Origin of the sequence: Photorhabdus luminescens subsp. luminescens, from assembly GCF_001083805.1 — a bacterium.
Taxonomy (GTDB): domain Bacteria; phylum Pseudomonadota; class Gammaproteobacteria; order Enterobacterales; family Enterobacteriaceae; genus Photorhabdus; species Photorhabdus luminescens.
Genome location: NZ_JXSK01000001.1, coordinates 681,168 through 701,842 on the forward strand (window position 1 = coordinate 681,168; position 20,675 = coordinate 701,842).

A 20,675-nucleotide genomic window follows, 5' to 3' on the forward strand; every position below is an offset into this window, starting at 1 on the left:
CTCTATACTCCTTTTTCAATGCAATATTCTGCAAAAAACCAATATCTCTGTTCATCAAACGGGTAACCGGGAATATCAACGTATATCCCCTGACCATGAGCAAAAGCCCGCCAATCGATACAAGCGCCAGCAATCCAATCGTCCGCCAGTTGTTTCAACACAGGTAATGCCGTGGAAAATTCAACCTGTTTTTTTGATGTACGGCTTTTTTGAGAAACCATTCCCATTGCAACCATACCGTCTGTCGTGGCTTCATTTTTCTCTGCGATAACCCACTCCAGTACCGCGATGAGTTTTTCTAAATCGTTAACGATAATCGCCATGCGAAATGGCATATCTGAGCGACCCGTCTGGGAGCTGTAAGCCAGGTTCCTTAACGTGAACGCGTTACCATTACGGGATGACTTTTCCTGGCGTACATAATCCCGCCACTGGCTCAGATATGTATTTAAGGTTTTACGGTTTTTTGCAGAGATGGTGATTAAAAAGTAATCTCCATTTTTTGGGGGAGCCGATTCTGCTGACCAATGAGGTTCTTCCAAAATGACATGTGCATTTACACCCGTGATCCCAATCGAGTTTAAACCGGCCCGCCTTGGTTGTGTTTTGTCTAAGCCGGTTCGCTGCCATGAAACCGGTTCAAGAGGAAAGAACAAGGGAGTATTCTCAATAAAAATCGAGGGATGTAATTTAGAAAAAGAAGCAATGGGCGGGATTATTCTATGCTTCATTGACAATATCACTTTAATCAGTGACGCCATACCAGAAGCCGCTTCTAAGTGACCAATGTTGCCTTTAACCGTGCTGACTACACAACGATATGAAGCACAATGATGTAGAACTGAATGATGTAGAACTGAATGATATGGAGCTGGTTGATTTGCTGAGAAAATCTTTTTAAACGCAGCAACTTCGCTGGCATCATTAAATTGAGTCGCAGAGCCGTGGGCTTCAATATAGTCAACAGAACAGGGATCGATACCCGCTAAACGGTAGGTATTTCTAATATTCTCTTCTTGCTTCTCAATACTCGGCGCCATTGACGAAAATGCGCTCCGGCCATTATGAGAAACGCCTACACTTCTGATGACGGCCCGGACAGGATCACGTTCAAGGCGCGCCTGTTCCAAGGGCTTAATCATGACAGCACCTACTCCTTCGCCCCTGATATAGCCATCTGCCGTGTAGTCAAAAGGTGCCATTTTGCCTGACTGACTGAGAATTCCTCCCCGATCTCGAATATAAAACTCCATAAAATCAAGGATGATGTTAACCCCCGCGACAATAGCCACATCACAATCACCTAGCAAAATAGCCTGCCGGGCTTTTTGCAGAGCGACAAACACACTGGCGCAGGCGTTATCCACCACTTCACTTGGGCCGGTAAAGTTGAAGAAATATGAGATCTGATTAACCATCATGCCCAAACTGAGGCCAGACTGTAATCCGCCATATTCTCCGGCGTTTTTGATCAGAGATTTGTATTCGGTGGAATCAACGGCAACAAATAATCCGACTCTACGCTGTGTGAGGTATTCCAGATCAGAACCGGCATGCTCAATACATCGCCAGATACACCGCATAAGCAAACGTTGCTGTGGGTCCATCTGTTTTGCCGTTTCTGCATCAATTCCCCAGAATTCAGCATCAAACTGATCGATATCTTGCAAAAAACCGGATGATTGCATGCGTTTTACCGCATCTTCTTTGTCAGGCGGTGTGATGATGTGGCGCTGTTGCCACTCTTCCTGAGTGATCCCCTGAATAGAAACCGTTTTTTGGACAATGTTCTTCCAATACGCTTCCGCATTCTTAGCGCCGGGAAACATACAGTCATATCCCACAATGGCAAAAGATGGCGCCGTGGCAGGTACAGGCATCGCCGGTGATGGTGATGATGTGTCAGCAGTGGTTAAATCAGCAGTGGTTAAACGAGTTTGCTCTGACAAAAGCTGCGTCAGATGTTCTGCCACACGGCTTAGTGTGTTGAACTCTAAAAAAGTCGCCTGTGACAGTGTAACTTCAAAACAGGCATTAATATACTCGGCCAATTCAATCAGCCCGACGGAATTCATTCCATAGTCACCAAATTGCCGATGGATATCGATTTCATCACTGCGCATACTTAAGAGTTCAGATAATTTACCGGCAACAATATCAACAATGGTTTCTACCGACGTCTGTACCAATAAAACGGAATTTATGTTCTGTTGGTCGCGGTTTAATGACTCGATTCTCGCCTCATATTCTTCAGTCGGTGAAGTAGTTGAAACATCATGAGTTGCATCAGAGGTAGATGAAGAATCGGCAGAGAATCTCAAGTAATCCGCAATCTTTTGACTGTCGCCCTTCATCACGCCAAACTGAGAGAAAGGTGAACGAAGGGCAATTTCCAGTGTTTCCAGCGCAGTTTTCGTGTCCAGGGGCACAATACCAAAGGTATCAAACATTTGCTCTTTTACCCTCTGAGTCACGTTCATGCCACCCTCCAGCCAAAGAGGCCAGTTGATTGACAGACTTTTTCCGCTTCTTTTTTGCTGTCGAACTAAATCCTCACGATACGCCGCAAAATTATCCAGAAAGGCGTTGGCCGCCGCGTAATCTATCTGACCGATATTCCCCAGGGAAGCAAGTGAAGAGAACATGACAAAAAATGCCAGAGGCTCGTGTTGGGTAACTTCATCTATCAAACAGGCCGCCGATGCCTTCGTGGAGATCACACGGTCAATCTCCTCCTCGGTTTTATTGATAATCAGAGCATCATGGATCACTCCGGCACAATGGATAACACCGCGCAGAGAGCCAAAGCGCTGACGAATAAGCATCATGGTTTTTTCCAGTGCTTCACGGTTATTAATATCGCACGGCACATATTCTGCTTTTATTCCACGCCTTCTTAGTGCATCCAGCCGGGCTTCTTTATCAGCATCAATGGCAGAACGTCCCGATAGCACAAGATGTGCCCCCGTTTTGGCGCCGATATATTGCGCAATCTGGTATCCCAATCCCCCCAGACCACCGGAGATCCAAACCACATGGTATTCATGATTAAACCATTCATGGTTAAACAAAGAGGGAATATCCGTTAAAGAAGCCGGTTCTACCTTTTTTTGACGCCATACAAAGCGATGCCCATCTTTCTGATAGAGCACAGCAATATCTTGATTTGCAGAGAAGAGTTCTTTTTCAGCATTTCGGCAGAAAGTGTCACCATCTGCACTTTCCAAAGAGGCATCCAAAATAAGTTTCGTTTGTATTGCAGGAAACTCTATGCTGATGGTTCTGAGTGCGCCCAATAAACTGCGATAAGACAATCCGCTATCTTGCCACGGCGCGAAAACCACTATTAATGTCGGCAATGCCTGACCGGAACGCATTCGCTGCTGGCAATAATCAACCAACCGCAGAACGAGACCAGACAAAGGGGCTGGGCACGCGTTTTCTGCATGGAGATAATGTATGTGCGACACCCCAGATAACGAGGCCAGCTCAATCAGTGAGGTTTCATTCAGGTCCCCAATAACAAATAAGTCAGTGCTCTCAGATTTCATTGCGCACGCTGTTCTCTGACGAATATCGCATCGTTCCCAACCCGATGTATAAAACACCGTCGAAGCGGTATCTTCCATTGATTCAAGGAAAGTCGGCGCCTGAACTTCTGAATCTGGTATCCAATATCTTTCCCTAGCAAAAGGATAAGTTGGTAAACTTAAGCGACCCGGCCGTATAGGAAAGGATTGGTAATACTCCTGCCAATTAACGTTGTGCCCTTGAGTCCAGGCACTGGCGATTTGTTTTAACTGCTCATACTCCTCTTCATACCTGTCTTTCCCGGCATAGGTGGGAATAACTAACTGTTTTGTATAATGAGATTTTTCTACTCGTCCTATCCAGCAATGCATTGACGGTAAATAGGATAGGGAAAATGCCTTTAAGCTATCAATCAGTACGGCAAGGGAATCCACAATAAAGGCGACCCTTTCCTCCATCTCTTCTCGCCCCGTCTGCAAGGTATAGGCAATACTGTGCAGATACTCCGTTTCGGACATCTCTGAGCACCATTCTGCCTGTTCAAGATACTGTGATAGCGTTTGCGCCAATTCACGATGCTGTCCGTGCGCTTTTGCGGATAGAGGTATAACGACCCATTTTGGCCAATAGACATTTAGCGGATTCTGATGGTTGTCCTGAATGTATTCTTGTACAACCAAGTGAGCATTTGTTCCTCCTGCACCAAATGATGAAATACACGCCGTTCTGGGATGTTCGATTTGAGATATCTCACCCAACAGGGCCTTTTCCAGTCTGTAAGCTCACGTTGCACATAAAATGGTGAAGCATCAAAATTGATATTGGGATTTAATTCAGCACTATGCAAAGAAGGGACTAACTGTCGGTGCTTAATTTGCATGAGTACTTTGGCTATCCCTGCAATACCCGCCGCACTTTCACAATGGCCGATATTAGATTTTACCGAACCTACTGCGCAGAATGCGTTCTCTTGTGTGTATTGTTGAAGCGTATATTGTTGAAACGCCCGATTAAGACCGGATATTTCAATTGGATCACCGAGTGAAGTCCCTGTTCCATGCGCTTCAATATAGCTAATGGCACGCGGATCAACCTTTGAAAACTGGACTGCCTGAGAAATGACTGCGGCTTGCGCGATAGGATTAGGTACGGTGTAACCGTTGGTTTTGCCGCCGTGATTAACGGCTATCCCTTTGATAACGCCATAAATATGGTCGCCGTCTTCAATAGCTTTCATCAACGGTTTCAGTAAAATTGCGCCAACGCCTTCCGCCGGAACATACCCGGTTCCTCCCTGTCCAAAACTCCGGCATCGCCCGTCATTAGACAAAAACTTAGACTGACCGAGGATCAAATACTTATTAGGATGAATAGAAACATTCACTCCCCCCGCCAAAGCCATCTCAATATCGCCCTGTCTGAGCGCCTGACAGGCAAGGTAAATGGAAGTTAATGAAGAAGAACACATCGTATCTACCGCAAGACTGGGTCCATTTATATTGAAAAAATGCGACACCCGGTTTGCTATTGAGCCAAAACTTCCCGTCACGATAGACTGTTCAAGAACATTCCCTTTTGCCAATTCCTCAATGTTATAAAACTCATATTCTTCATACATGACGCCAACATACACGCCCATGTTTTTGGGTAACCGTGTCCAGTCACGGGCACCTAATGTTCTGTGGCTATATCCAGCATCCTCAACGGTTTCGTAGGCACATTGTAAAAATAACCGTTCCTGCGGACTCATAACACGCGCATCGCGCGGTGAAAGATTAAAAAACAGCGGATCGAATTCATCAACACCATCAATAAAACCGCCCCATTTGCCATAGGTTTTTCCTCGTTTGGTTTTATCCATGTCGAAATAGCGTGAATGCGCCCAACGCTCAAAAGGGATCTCTGTAATGCAATCCTGGCCTTCTCTCAGGAGTTTCCAAAAGTCACGCATATTTCTTGCCTTGGGAAAACGTCCGGCTAAACCGACAATAGCGATGTCACCTACATCCGTTGTGATATGGGTCACCTCGCTTGGCTGAGGGACAGAAAGCCGTTTCGACCTGCCAACAACCGGTCGCGCTGGCAGGCGAAAGCCAGATTCCGTTGATTTCGGTTGGATGCTTTGTTTCGGCAAAATATCTTGTGGGGCGTTTTGGACCCATTCCGATACAACATGGCGATGATGGTCAATAAAATAAGCGGCTAGTTCCCGAATGGTGAGATATTCAAAAAACAGGGTCTTAGGGAGTGCGCCGAAATCCTGTTCCAATTCTTCTGTCATCCTGATGGATAGAATGGAATCTATTCCATACTTCTCCATGCTGGCTTCTTCATCAATTTCTGCCAAGGGAAGTCTGACTGCCTTGCACACAACCCGCTTGATCAGATCCACCGCAGCCAATTCGAGATCGGATGATGCTTGTATCTCCCTCTGAGTTGGCTGAACTGACTGAATAGTTTGAGCGACCAGTGAACTTGCGGGTTCATAATACGGACGAATCCCCAACATTTCTGTTCTGAAATGTTCTATTGCCCCCCCTTCCATTAGCATCAATTCGCCACTACATCCATCATGCAGTGCCTGATACAAAGCCCGAAGCGCCATGTGACGGATGAAATCCTCCTCACTCGCACCGTTATATCGGGGAAGAATCAATGCAAGTGTTTGCCTTTGAGACGCTCCTGATTCACAACGCTGTTGCCTGTAACGAGCAAAGTTGTTCACTACGGCACAATAGGCAGCGAACATGGGATGCCCGGAACGCCCCAATACACCATCCCTACAAGTCAGTACCGTAAAGAAATCAAGTAACAAACCATGAGTAGCCATCGCCAATTGTGATAGCCCTTGATAACGTTTAAGTATTGCATGTACGGTTTCTTTCTCTGTGCTCTGCGAAGTTATAGAGAAGCGCTGACCGACACAGAAAAATACGCCTCGTAGTGCACCAAAATTTTGCTCAATTCTGCTGATAAGAGCTGTTAATGCTGCGGCATCAAGGCACATTACCCCATCATCAGTGGTAGCGATCTTTGACGCTATAGTGATTTGGTACTGATTCTTTTCAGATTCGCTCAAGACAATAGCAATTGCTGAAACTGTCTGCGCAATGATATCTCTGGCAATAAAGCGCCCCATACTGCCATCTTCATCAACAATTAAGTAAACAGCCTTTTCTTTCCAGGGAGGTGTTAAAACATTTACATCGCCTTTGGGAAACCAGGCAGCCCAATGCGGTATCCAACGTTCCTCAGAGTGCCACTGTATCATTTCATATTTTGGCTGTGAGGACTCACCTGACAGTTTCTCCGCCAGTCGTCCCTCTGAGTCATCACAATAAATCGTCTGGCTGAGCAGATTTGCATTGTCCTGATAGGCTGTTTTTAGTACAGCCGCAACAATGGCATATTCGGGTAGTACTTCTGCTTCCGGTAGTACAAGCTGAATCAGAACAGGTTCTACAGGAGGATGACTAATAAGCTCATTAATTTTCTGGCAAAGAGTGATGACATGATGCTGCCTCTTTAACAGTCCTTCACCACTGCGAAGTCTTGGCAACACAACATACTCACATGCGTCGGTATCAGACGTGAACCACTCGGGCTGAAAATTATCTAATTCACACAAGAACACGATGCGTTTTGTAAAAGGCCGTAATGCAGTACCGGAGGGCAACGGCTGGCTTTTCCACAGGGGTTGTAATAAATAAGGTTCAACCTCTGCTGGCGACACAGATGGCGCACCGAACCCCCGACAACTAAACCCCTTAAACCGGATACACACTTTTCCGTTAATATCACAACAATCTACATCAACTTTAGGAAAAGGCTCCGAGGCGCCACTGTCAGCGCTATAACTAATCCAGGCCCAGTGTAATTGGGATTCTTCGTCATGAAATTCGATTTCATCAAGGGCAAAAGGTATTAAACATTTAGATGGAATGGGTCTATCGAGATCGCCAAAAATCATTAAAAGCCCAACTGACGCAAGAAGAGCACCATCCATTAAGCAAGGATGCAAAACAAATTGCTCTCTGGTCGGCTCCAGAGATTGAGGCAACGCCAGTTTTGCCAATACATGATTCATCCCCACATATAATTCTTCAATGCCTTGGTAGTCTGGCGCCATATACAAGCCAAGCGCATAGTACATTTCATAGTATTGCTTAGGAGAATAAGCGTTTTGCAGATATCTGGATTTCAGACTATCAATATCATAAACAGGGGGAGGTGTGAGCGTTCTTAGTACAGCAACGCCGGAATTATGGATTATTTCCTCCTCAGCACGGCTATATAATTGATATCCTGCTTCACCATCTCCATGATTGATAAAACGAATATGTACCGTCTGAGGCTTATCAATAACGCTGATAATCTGGGCCCAGACGACATTTTTCAACGTTAACCCTGTTTCTTCCTTCTCTGCTGACAAGGAATTCGGTTTCGATCCGAATGAGTAATGTGCAGCAACGCGGGCCAACTCTAAATGTCCGACACCAGGTAACACTCGAATACCATGAATCACATGCCCTTTCAGGCAAAACTCTTCCCCAGAAAATGTTGTGCTAAAACGTTGTTCCGCAAAATCAGAGGTATTTTGATGGACAAACGGATGGATAAACTGTCTGGAACCTTCCCTGAGCAACAATTTACTGACTTTACCTTTAGGAATCCAATAACGCTCCCTGGCAAACGGATAAGTGGGCAACGGAATAGATCGCCATTCAGCGTTGCCCCAATATTGCTTCCAGTCAATATCAACACCCGCAACCCAATATTTCGCGACAGTCTCTAATGAAGCTGCCTGAACCCCATTGTTTACCACCGCTTCAAATTCAGCACATTGAGCTATTAAAGCCTCTCCGCATGCGTTTCCCAGATATATTGCTGAATGCTGTTTTTCCGGGTATTCAACAAACGCTTCTAATACACACCGCAGTTGTTCGATTGACGAAGCTATCGTTGCCCAACGATGTGTAAACGCTTCTCTCCCTGTACTAAGCGTCCAGGCAAGCTCGTACAGATTGAAAGTCTGTGCAAAATCCGGCTCATTCACCGTTTCACGCAGGTTTAATACTTGTCGGCGGAGCTGCTCATCACTCTTTGCTGACAGACAAATCAATACAGGCTTCTCTGCTGCGATTTCCACAAGAGGATTTATTCTGACGGCAGGTTTGCTATCAGGTTCTCGCAGGACTATAGCCGCATTGACATTGCTGAACCCATAACTGCTGAAAAATATATGCCTGGGTGTATCTGCCTGAGATTTTGACCAATTTACCGTCTCTGTCAGGAAATGAATTCCCCTGGTATCTGCTGGAATGTCGGCATTCAACCCTGTTTTATCCAGTCCGCGGATTAGGGGAATCTGGTTATATCTGAAAGCCAAAAGCCCCTTGATGATGGCGTAAAACCCTGAGCTTGCATGATTATGACCAATATTGGGTTTTACCGTACTCACATAACAGGGTGAAACATCCTGTGAACGACCAAAAACATTCACTAAAGCATTCGCTTCAATCGCATCTCCCATTTGAGAAGCAACACCGTGTGCTTCCACATATTGAATTTGCTCAGGTAAAACGTTCGCCTGTTTTAATACAGCCTGAAACAGACTAATTTGCTGCTCTTTATTTGGTTGGGCAAATGAACTGGTTTTACCGCCCGAATTATGACCGGTAGCCTGCACTACACCATAAACATGGTGATGCCGATTCAATACATCTTGGTTTCTTTGCAAAAGTAAAGCAGCGCATCCTTCTGAGGTTCTGTATCCTGAAGCTTTTCCAGCAAAACTGTGGATATCCTTTCCTCCTGTTTCAAATGGCGTCGCGGTGGTTTCTCCCTCTTTCCAGGGATTCAAAAACAGCGAAACACCCCCCACGATAGCGTAGTCACAATCACCGGATTCAAGTGCCTGACATGCCATATCCAAAGCAACAAAAGCGCTTGAGCAGGTTGTATCAACAACGATTGATGGCCCAATGAAGTTGAAAAAGAAAGAGACGCGATTTGCCAGAAAACAAGGATCGTTCCCCGGAACAACAAACTCCTGACTTCCCTTATGTTCGTCAGGAATTCTGTCTACATAAGAGCTTAAATACCAGCCATCCTGAGCAACAAACACGCCCACCTTCTTGCCTGACAGCATTGATGGTGGAATCCCTGCATCTTCAAGGAGTTGCCAGCAAGTTTGTAGAAACAGTCTTTGTCTTGGATCAGCAAACATAATTGCAGAACCTGAGAGAGGAAAGATATGTCTATCGAAGGTATCAATATCCTCAAGAAACATACCGCGTATTTTTTCCCTAAGCCCCCATTTAACCAACGTTTGGCGGTTATTAAGTTGATAGCGTTTTTCTCCGATAACATCAATCAAAGATCCACCTTCAACCAATGTTTGCCAATAACGAGATAATGACAAACCTCGACAGAAATGTGCAGCTACGCCGATAATAGAATATTCCATCAATAATCCTCCTATTTTTATTTTGGCAAACAATAAAAATAATTTCTTTTAAAGGAATAGAGCCAATCCCTTGGCGTATAATAAAATATTAATTCCTATACAAACCGTTTTTTTGAAAATAAGGTCAGAGTGATAATTTTTTATTTAATCATCACAAATAGAATTAAATTTTGCTTATTTTAATAATTAATGCATTATTTCATTAGTGTAATACGTTCACCTAATATTTGTTTAGTTAGTGGGCCTACCACCGTTTTTGGCCCATATTCAAAACCAATAATATGCTTATCTAAAGGTAATTTTTCTATACATTGTTGCCAACGTACAGGATACGATAATTGTTTAATTAATAAATCTATTAATTGCTCCCGATTATTTAATGGATAAAAGTCAGCGGTTACATTAGATAATACTGGCGCTTTCAGTGGATAAATATCAACATACTCAAGGAAGTTTTTAAATTTTTCTGCAATACTCACCATTCTTTTCGAATGGAATGCGCCATTAACCTGCAAAGGATAATAAATACCTTTCGCATTTAATACCCTATCTTTAAATTGAGATAATTCAACTTTATCACCTGAAATAACAAATTGTGTCGGCGAATTAAAATTGGCTATAGTTAAATCACTAAATTTGGAAGTTGCTAATAAATCCTCTACCTGTTCTAATTTAAGGCCAATGACGGCAGCCATAGCTCCCTCAGAGCAAAGCGCCATACACCGGCCCCTCTCCTGAACAATAGATAAGGCAGTCTCGAAACTAAAAGCGCCTGCGGCAAACAAAGCACAATATTCGCCTAGACTATGACCCACAAATATTTCAGCGTCAAAGCCATGTCCTTCCTGGCTCTCTAAGTAGTGAAGAATGTTAACGACAAACAAAGCTGGCTGTGTAAATTCTGTTCTGTCAAGAACATTAGTTTCACCTTCACACAACTGAGTAAGTGAATATCCCAATACTTGTTGTGCCAGCCTCATATGGTATTCATATTTATCAAACAGGTTGCGCCCCATGCCTTGAAACTGGGCGCCCTGTCCAGGAAACATTGCGACGGTACATGTTTTCATTGTTCACATCCTGTTTTCTAAATGGAGTTTTTATCTCTTTTTTCTCAACTTATAAGTGAGTGACATTTCAATACACATACTTAATTCATCTATTGGCAAATCGGTCTTCGGATCTAAGACTATTGCCCGATTTTTTGAATAAGTCAGTTCAGGAAAAAGTGTCCTGAATGTATCAACCAATGTAGTCTGGCAGTGAAAAAAGATAGCCACATACGAATGACCGAAACGATCCAATCGGATTGTTGTTCCCGATCCAGTTTCAAGAGTCAGGTAACTGGGTTGCCCCCATTTCAAAGTCTCAGTAATTAAACCTACACCTTTCGTTTTCGATGCGACATCAAATATTAACTCTCTTATCATCAACAAAGGTTTTTGATATTGTTCAGGATAATTATTAAATACCGAGTGAACTTCGTTACTTTGAAATGCTTTCATAAGATGGCTACCTTATTCGCTAATTTGTGCGTTGTGACTGTCTCACACAACCGTGTCTTTAGATTAAAAAACAAACCATATAATATACCGTTTCTGAATTTTATCCAAAAGACATATCACTTTTAGCAATCAACGCCCTATCCACCCCATTTCTTTATATGAGACATATTTCTTACGTAATTCACTATCAGGTACAACAACATCGTCCTCAGACATTTTCTTTCCTTCCAGAGTCAATCTTTCTACTCTTTGGGATTGAACAAATTCATATAGCGGATTCTGATGTTGATAAGGCATTTCGATCTTCCAGCGAGAGGCAATAGCAATTGATATCGGAGGTTGATTATTAATTGCATGCCACCACCAGGGGGGATTAATTAACATATCTCCCGGTTCTAAAATAACTCTAAGTTTAGGTATACGGTTATAAAGCGGCTGGTGTTCTTCTAAATATTTTACCGGAGCATTATGTTTGACAAATGAACCAACAAAGATCCCTTTGTTAAAAATGGAACTATACATAGCCGCAGAATATTTAGGATGAACAAATATCCACTCTTTGCAACCATAAATATTTAAGAAACAATTAAGTTCATTAGCACAATGGTAAACAGCTCCTGTACCAGCCCCGCCAATGAAAAGTTGGGCAATTTTATGATATGAGGCAAAATCGCCTAAAAAGCGATTAATATGGTCAATACCAATTTGCTGATGCAAAATAGGGTATTCATTAAAGATATCACTTAAGTTTTCAATATATGCTCGACTAACATCACCATTTAATACTGCATTGATATAATGACGTAACGATGTGCCATCTTCTTCAAAAAGCTTTTCTGTTGTCGAATACCATAGTTGAAAATCTCCAAAGTTATCTCTGAAATACTCCGGCGTCCATAGCTTCACACAGGGAAAAGATGATGAAAACCCTTTAATTACAATAGGACGAATATCTTTAGCATAGATTTGAGCCAATTTCTGCCAAGTCAATTCTCCCTCTTTATAGGTTTCTATTTCTGAGTATCCTGATCCTAAAGCAGGTAACTCAGATGCCATACTTTGTTCAACTTGTTGTAGTTCGTTCTGAAATAGATCTGGTTTTAAAAAAAAGTTCCTTAGAAAAAAAATGTGTTCATACTCCAGACGCTCTTTTTCAGGCAGATCCACGTAATCATAATTTGAGAATGATGTTGTCATGATATCTTCCCCTCAAGTATGGAATGAATAAATTTAGCTACCTTATTAACACTCTGATAAGGTAAGATATCCTGTACAGAGAGATTAATTAAAAATCGTTTATTTATATTCATCACTATTTTTGTCAAAGTTGTAGATTCCAATCCATAACTTGAAAACAAAGCATCTTGATCTAACTCATCCGTTGTCATATACATAGCAGTCAAAATTTCCCTGCTAAGAAAATCTTTAATTTCTTCAAATTTCTCCATATCAGCGTCTCTCTTGCGGAATTTGAGATATGATTTCTTTATATAGCGGAAGTATCTCATCAGCCGTTTTTGTTATTCCCACCGCAGTCAAAAACTTATCTGTCGATTGATATAGCGACATAAATTTTGACACTATATCGGCATTTTGCTCATCCAAGATGCTGCCCTGCATTTTATTTTCAGAACACGACAGCCCTAACATTACTGCTCTTGCCATCACCTCTTTTAGTGCATTTATCACTAAATCTTCATCTTTACCTTCCATAACTTATGTTCTCCAATAGTCATTTCTCGCTAGAAATATGCAATCCTGAAATATTTTATGACTCATTCAACTCGGTATTTTTCCTCCCCGGTATTTCGGGGCAATATAAAGAAGTAAGGAGCGATCGAACGGATATTTTGGCCAAAAACTCCGTTTATCCACGGGCGGTCTCATCCCTTCGTCACCCTCTTTTTTCTTTAACCATATACGCAATGTCTCTGGCAGAGCTGCCGACATGACATCATCATCCTGACAGTCTACAGACGTCTGTAATCCATCAACTGTGCGCCCTGCCAAAAATGCCTCCAACTTACTGAGCAATTCCTCATAATTGCTGACTTTTACCACCAACCGCACATCTAAATGTTTGCGATAAAAACGTAGTGTCGATATTAACTGAGATAGTGGTGTAATATGGCAATATTGGTGAATTTGCTCTATTACTGAAGCCACATACCGTTTTAATGATTCAACATTATTCGCTGAAAGACAGAAGTAATAATCTTTCTCTTCAATAATGAGATCTTTTTTATATTCATCAGATTGATCGACAAAAGGTTCTAAAAGTACAAATGCAGAAACCCCACCTAATCCATATGAAAGTAAACCAATTAATCCTCTAAGCTCATTAAATGACTGACTGGTGTTTTTAATGTGTAACCGGCTACTATCAATCCCTTCATTTAACTCATGTAATTCAGAAATACCTGGTATCTGTTGATGTTTAATCGCCAATATTGTTCGTACAAAAATCCAGCAATACCCGAACATACTTCAAGATGTCCCACATTCGACTTCATTGAGCTAACCATACAGGATGCACGCTCTAACTTTGATAAAAGCGCTGCAATGGCCTCTGCTTCACTGAGATCACCCACATTAGAAGCAATACCATGAGCTTCAACATATTGTAATTTTTCGATATCCGCATGTGCTTTTCGAAAAGCCATTTCCATAACATTCACATGCGTAGAGGCATCTGGTGCAGTGAAGGAGTCTCCCTGCCCCCCGTGCCAGCTTGCAGCGCTTTTTACTTTGACTAATACCTCGTCGCCATCAGTAACCGCTAATTTCAGATTCTTTAACAAGATACAACCAACACCTTCGCCGCGAACAAATCCGTGCGCATCTTTATCAAAGGGTTTAACCATACCATCCGCACTCAGCAGATTTCTTTTTTGCAACGCCTTAAAACGAGAAGGCAATAAGTTGATTTGCGCAGCGGCAACAACAGCTTGTTCTACGACACCTGAACTAATTAACTCTTTAGCTTTTTCAATAGCGGAATAAACACTGGCGCAAGCAATGTTAACAATTTCGCTTGGCCCCTTAAAATTAAACAGATGGGATAACCGGTTGGCTGATAAATAAGGTGTTGATGAACCAATTGAGAACTCATCTATTAATGAATCAAATTCAGTAATTAATGCGTAATCATTGGCATCAATACAAACAAAAACGGCAGTACGTCTTTGATTAAACTGATCAGGCGAGTAACCCGCATCAGTAATTGCAGACCAGACGCTTTCTATCAGAGTTCTATGCTGGGGGTCCATTAACATAGCCTCCCGGCGAGACATACAAAAAAATTTATGGTCGAAAGACAGACAGTCCTTAATGAAATATCCCTGTATCTTTTCTCTTTCGATATCTCTGGTCAGCTCATCCGGCAACAACTGCCAGCGTGATTCAGGGTAAATCTCAGGCGACAATACCTTATTGCTCAACAATGGCCAAGAATCGCGCCAGTGTTCGGAGCCACACATACGTAAATCAATACCAATCACGCCAACTTCTTTTTCATCAATTTCTATTCGTGATGGCGGAAGGAATTCAGACGTCCGGTGTTGAAAAACGTCTTCATTACCTGGTTTCTCAGAATATTGACTCAGGTACTCTACCAAAGCATGTATGCTAGGGTTTTTTGCCAGAACCACGTTGTTTATCGTAAATCTCGTTGCCTGACTAATCTCCCGTGCGATCCCCCTCATCGCAATGGAGTCTATTCCCATGTCAGAAAAACGCGTTTTTAAACCAATATCCGCAGGCTGTAACCCCGTTATATCCGTAATAACCGACAAGATGGTGGAAACCAGACGCTTTTTGTCACTCAATATCGGTTGACGAACAAGTCGGCTGTTGAGCGCATTATCGATTCTTTTACCCACCCCCGTCACAACACAGAGTTCTGCGGGTTGATGAATAAGCGCATGATTAAAAATCCTGATGCCATCATCGGTTAGCAGAGGTTCAGTACCTGTTGTTTCCTGTAACATAGACAAGGCTGACTCATTGATTTTCATGCCGCCATCCAGCCAGTAAGGCCAATAAATTGCTGTTGTTCGCCCGGCTCGCAGCCCTTCAGACTGTTTCCTATTACGGTTATGAGCAAACTCGACGAGGTAATGGTTAGCTGCGGCATAATCCGTTTGTCCCGGGTTCCCGAACAAGGCGGTTATTGAGGAGAACACAATAAATTGTTTAACAGAAAGTGAACGGGTGAGTTCATCCAACAATTCACATCCAATTACCTTACTTTCAACAATGTCTCTAACGTTTTGCTCGGTCTTAAAAAACATACTTCGGTCTTCAATGTTTCCTGCGCTGTGTATGATGAGATCGATGTTTTTATACTTAATGACAATCCGTTCAACGGCTACGGTAAGCGCCTGACGATTGCAACAATCCGCCTGAATATATTCAATAGTTCCTTTCTCTGATGTCATACAATCCGCAGGCAATTCATCACATTTTCGACGACCGATGATCACAACATTTGCGTCAAATGTATTTGCTAAATATTTAGCAAATACTTGTCCGATACCACCGGCTCCTCCACTGATTAATACTGTGGGTTTAAGACCAGATAAAGCTTCACAATGTTGTGCTGATTCTGGAAATGCACTTATGTGATAGTGTAAGGCTTCTAATATGAGAGCATCTGACTCTATTTCATAATTCAAGCGCCGACAGAAAGAGCTAGATACAGGCATTTGAAATAGTTTTAGACATTGCTCTATATGCCGTGAAAACGTGGTGTGATGGAGTTGATACCAACCACAAGGGAGACCAAACTCTTTTTCAAGTGATAGTGCATGTGCATATAGCGTATTCCCTCTGATATCCTCTCGGTCAGACAACAATATCCAAGAACTCGGTTTTATTAATTCGATGGCGCTGATTAGTTGCTTTAGGAAATTTAAATACCAATTAATCCAGTCGCCACCTGAGGCCTCATTTGATAATCTGGGAAGTTCAAAATATCGCCCAGGTAAAATACGCTTTTTCAATATTGAAGATTGCTCTTTCCCTAGCATAGAAAAAATAATTGGCGGTTTGTTTTCTTCATGATTCATCCCATCATAAAATGATGAAACAGAAGAGAATAACGGTTCTATCTGGTACAAAGCAGTGATATCACTCTGCTTTTCATGCTCCGCTATTTCATCTCTTTTCGCTTCAAGCTCATTGGGAAAATAAGCATTGTGCTGAAAAGGATAAGGGGGAACATAAATAATTTGGTGATGACCTTCTGAGAATAAATCTTTTAAACTATCCCGCCCTCCATTCAACCAGTCCGCCACTTTTTCATAACCTGGATATCTGCTGATAGGAAGTACTTCAGCGGCTAATCCATTGGCAAAAGAGATAATCTTTCCCAATAGCTCCTGCCGAGTCTGATATATAAAAGCGACACGATATGGCAGATTTGTTCTTCTGACCAAGGTGTAAGCGCAATCATTAACTGAGACTAAAGGTGTATTCTGCAAAAACGTCAAAATCAACAATGCATATGCTCTTAATGCCTTATCTGAGGATGCTGAAAACGCAAACAGATGGGTGGTCGGTTTGAGCTTAGGGCTCCTCTTATCCTGATATTCAGAAATAATCGCATGGGCATTGACACCACCGAACCCAAAACTACTAACACCAAAGCGCCGTATTCCTCCATCTGATGGCTGCCAGTCACACTCTTTAGTGAGGATATGGAAAGGACTTCCTGCCAAAGATATTTTTGGGTTTAATTCATTGAGATTAAATATAGGTAACAGGCGTTTCTTCTGAATAGAAAGCAGCCCTTTAATCAAACCTACCATGCCCGAAGCCGACTCAAGGTGTCCAACATTCGCTTTAGAGCCAGATATTACACAATAAGCCGTCCCTAATGTTTCTCCACATTCTTTAGCATGGGCACGGAATGCACGTTTCAACCCATTAACCTCAATAGGATCTCCTTTCGGTGTTCCAGTACCATGAGATTCAATATAGGAAATTGAATTTGCAGAAATATTAGCTTTTTGAAGCGCTCTTCTTATTACATTCGCTTGAGCATAAGCACTGGGAGAAGTGATCGTGGCAACACTACCACCATGATTTACGGCCACAGCATCAATCACGCCATAGATCCGATCATTATCTGCTAACGCTTTTTCAAGCGGTTTTATCAGAATCATTCCTGCGCCTTCTCCGCGAACATAACCATCAGCTTGTTTATCAAACGTTTTGCAATTTCCGGTTGGAGATAACATCCCTGCTTGGGAAAATGCGACAAAGTAAGTGTGACTAAATAGATAACTTACTCCTCCTACAAAAGCCGCTTCACAGTCACCTGCCTGAATAGCTTGCACAGCGTAAGAAAGTGCAACCAAAGAGCTTGAACATGCGGTATCAACAGGGACGCTGGGGCCTTTTAGATCCAAATAGAAGGAGATTCTATTGGGAATTAATGTAGTATAAGTTCCGGTTGAAAGATGTCCTTGAATATTATTTATTGATTTTTCCAGACGTTCCTTATAATCAAAGTTACACACACCAAGAAAAACACCAATATCAGCAGATTTTATATCAGAAACTCCATACCCCGAGTCCTCTAAACATTCAATTGCTAGCTCCAGGGAGATACGCTGCTGAGGGTCCATTAATTCTGCTTCACGAGGAGTAATGTTAAAATAAGGGGCATCAAAACGGTCAAAGTTTTCTACCAGACCAATCCAACGACTTAAAGATTTGTTTTTTTCAAATTGTGGCGAGTAGTATTTACTAATAGACCACCTGGATTCAGGGATTTCAACAATAGCTGATTTTTTTTCTTGATATAATTTCCAAAATAACTCTTGGTTATAACACCCCGGGAAACGGCAAGATATTCCCACAATAGCAATTTTTTTTCTGTCATTCATGCTCGTATCCCCTTCTTTTCCTTATCTTTAACCTTTTTCTCAAATATAAAAACTCTAGCCATCTATAGAAAATTATAAACTCTATTTCAAATAAAAATGCTCAAAAATGAGCGTATTAAAAAAACTATTTATAAATCTCAAAGCTGAGTTATAAAAACTTTTGATTTATACCCGTCATCTTTCAAGTTGCCTCTTTGGTGGCTGCATAAAAAATATTGACACCCTCACCCCGGGTATAACCCCGGGTATAATTTAGCTAAGTCAGCTATTACCATCCTAAGATGGATACATTTGAAAATGTCTTTGATAATAACAACCCAACACCTTGATTCTTTACTTAATCGTTATTAATAAAAATTTTTCCTGACCTCTCTGAATAGAATTAAATATGTTTTTACTATTTTTATCCAATCTGAATATAAAAATTAATTCACAAAATAATTCATTATTCCATTAAGTATTCTTCAATTCTTTTCTTATCAATAATTAGAAAACAATCTTTAGACTCCTTAATAATCCCCTGTCTAAAAAAATCATTCATAAAGTATCCAACACGGGAACGAGTTGTACCTATCATATAAGATAAATCCTGATAAGAAATCTTATTTTTAATTGAAGACATATTCTCATCTTTGATTTCTGACGCCATTCTCATTAATGTATAGGCTAATCTTTTTTCACTATTAAAAACAACAAACCCAGAAATGGTATCTTGATGATTCATTATTTTATTTGCCATATAAATCATAAAATCATATAAAACATCCTTACCTTTCATTTCTTCCAGGAATGAAGTAAAATTTATCTTTTTTATAGTGCAGTCAATTAAAGCTGTCGCCGTTTCAGATATAATATCTCCAGAGAACCCACTTTCACCAAAGAAATCTCCTTCTTTATAGAAACCAATATTACATATTCTGCCATCTTCGGTTTGGGTAGAAACTCTAACATGTCCTCTTTCTATAAAATATAAACTTCCTCTCCCCCCTCCTATATATATACATTCTCCCTTATAGAACTTTATATTCTTAACATAATCCCTATCCATACGAATAAAGTCAATAACACTATCATTGAAATTTGCAGCACTATTTCTCATTAGTATTACCCCGTTTCTTTAATTAAATAGCTATCCCTGAAAAAATTATTATAATTATAAAGAACCAGATAAAACCTTTAACTTCCTATTAACTTTTTGTAAACATAGCCTATGTAGTTAGGATAGGATGCTCAATATTGAGCATCCTATCCTTGTTCTATCCACAGTATTCATGGACAATTTATAATGTTTATTTTCCTTACAAAGAGGCTAACTTAAATCAATATCTTGAAATACATGTATATTGTCTGGGGTAATACAATTTCAATTCGAATAATAAGATAATGCCTCTATTGTCCCTTAAAAAACAGTTTAAAGCGATTTCGGACTAACTCTCTCCGTTAAAAACTCCAAAAACGTCATTACATCACAATGTTTGTTGAAACACTTAGGATTTACTTGACCAGTACAAAGGATACGAGTATATATTTTTTCATAATCTTTTTTATATATCTGTATTTTCAGCCTTATATTCATTTATCTAGATGGATGTCCTAGCTTTTTATTAAACCAGAAAATATGAAGGGAGGAAGGATGAGCAGTGTTATCAGAGAAATAAGTGACGCTAATCTTGCATATGCAGCAACTTTTGGTGATAAAAAAAACCTTGGTTTACCTGCTGTCAGACGAATTGCCATATTGACTTGTATGGATGCCAGGTTAGATCCGGCAAAATTTGCAGGTTTATCTGAAGGTGACGCTCATATTATTCGTAATGCAGGCGGAAGGGCCAGCGATGATGCCATTCGTTCACTTATCATTTCTTATAAACTTTTTGGAACAAAGGAGTGGTTTGTCATTCACCATACTAATTGCGGGATGGAGCTGTTTACAGACAATATCATGGGCGACTTGCTGGAAAGTAGCCTGGAAAGTGCGGTAATGACAGATGAAGGATTTAAAGATGTCGGCAACGGTACAGGATCATCTGAGGGGAAATATATCAGATGGCTTACCATTGATAATCACGTTAATAGTTTAGTTGAAGATATTCATCGTATTCGTACCCACCCTCTTGTCCCCGCAAATATCTCCATATATGGGTACATATATGATGTGAAATCAGGAAAATTAATTGAAGTTCCTGAAGCAACAAGCATTGCAGAAAGTACTTGATTTTTCAGGAAAGCACACCTGACTACGCCAAAATCCAATAAAGCCGGCAAAAGCCAAAAAAT

Annotated in this window: 11 protein-coding genes; 1 reads left to right on the forward strand and 10 read right to left on the reverse strand. The window is 41.3% G+C overall.

The genetic code is table 11. The annotated features are described in order from the left end of the window. Positions 1–2: 2 nt before the first annotated feature. The 10 genes from TI10_RS02615 to TI10_RS02660 form a co-directional block, all read right to left on the reverse strand. The gene (locus TI10_RS02615) at positions 3–4,280 is read right to left on the reverse strand and encodes an SDR family NAD(P)-dependent oxidoreductase (RefSeq protein WP_244161512.1); all 4,278 of its coding nucleotides are present in this window, start codon (positions 4,278–4,280) and stop codon (positions 3–5) included. Beyond that, positions 4,166–10,000: a beta-ketoacyl synthase N-terminal-like domain-containing protein gene (locus tag TI10_RS25800; protein ID WP_049581613.1), complete on the reverse strand. Its 5,835-nt coding sequence runs from the start codon at positions 9,998–10,000 to the stop codon at positions 4,166–4,168. The genes TI10_RS02615 and TI10_RS25800 overlap by 115 nt, the downstream gene beginning before the upstream one ends. Positions 10,001–10,194: 194 nt before the next feature. Next, positions 10,195–11,070, reverse strand: coding sequence for an ACP S-malonyltransferase (locus TI10_RS02625; RefSeq protein WP_049581614.1), 876 nt, complete (start codon positions 11,068–11,070; stop codon positions 10,195–10,197). 30 nt (positions 11,071–11,100) lie between these two features. Next, on the reverse strand, positions 11,101–11,505 hold the full coding sequence (locus TI10_RS02630; RefSeq protein ID WP_049581615.1) for a DUF1801 domain-containing protein: 405 nt from the start codon (positions 11,503–11,505) through the stop codon (positions 11,101–11,103). Positions 11,506–11,634: 129 nt separating this feature from the next. Next, positions 11,635–12,702 carry a cupin-like domain-containing protein gene (locus TI10_RS02635; protein WP_049581616.1) on the reverse strand — a complete coding sequence of 356 codons (1,068 nt, stop codon included), beginning with the start codon at positions 12,700–12,702 and terminating at the stop codon, positions 11,635–11,637. Beyond that, a complete protein-coding gene (locus TI10_RS02640; RefSeq protein ID WP_049581617.1) occupies positions 12,699–12,953 on the reverse strand; it encodes an acyl carrier protein in 255 nt (84 codons plus the stop codon). The genes TI10_RS02635 and TI10_RS02640 overlap by 4 nt, the downstream gene beginning before the upstream one ends. Before the next feature lies 1 nt (position 12,954). Continuing rightward, a complete protein-coding gene (locus TI10_RS24790) occupies positions 12,955–13,218 on the reverse strand; it encodes a hypothetical protein (protein ID WP_049581618.1) in 264 nt (87 codons plus the stop codon). Positions 13,219–13,284: 66 nt separating this feature from the next. Continuing rightward, entirely contained in the window at positions 13,285–13,953 is a 669-nt protein-coding gene (locus tag TI10_RS02650; protein ID WP_049581619.1) for a KS-MAT linker domain-containing protein, read from the reverse strand. After that, positions 13,902–18,398 carry a type I polyketide synthase gene (locus TI10_RS02655; protein WP_049581620.1) on the reverse strand — a complete coding sequence of 1,499 codons (4,497 nt, stop codon included), beginning with the start codon at positions 18,396–18,398 and terminating at the stop codon, positions 13,902–13,904. Before TI10_RS02655 ends, TI10_RS02650 begins: the two co-directional genes overlap by 52 nt. 445 nt (positions 18,399–18,843) lie before the next feature. Further along, positions 18,844–19,497, reverse strand: coding sequence for a Crp/Fnr family transcriptional regulator (locus TI10_RS02660; protein ID WP_049581621.1), 654 nt, complete (start codon positions 19,495–19,497; stop codon positions 18,844–18,846). Positions 19,498–20,031: 534 nt separating this feature from the next. Here TI10_RS02660 and TI10_RS02665 point away from each other — a divergent pair. Next, positions 20,032–20,613 carry a beta-class carbonic anhydrase gene (locus TI10_RS02665; protein ID WP_049581622.1) on the forward strand — a complete coding sequence of 194 codons (582 nt, stop codon included), beginning with the start codon at positions 20,032–20,034 and terminating at the stop codon, positions 20,611–20,613. Positions 20,614–20,675: the final 62 nt, after the last annotated feature.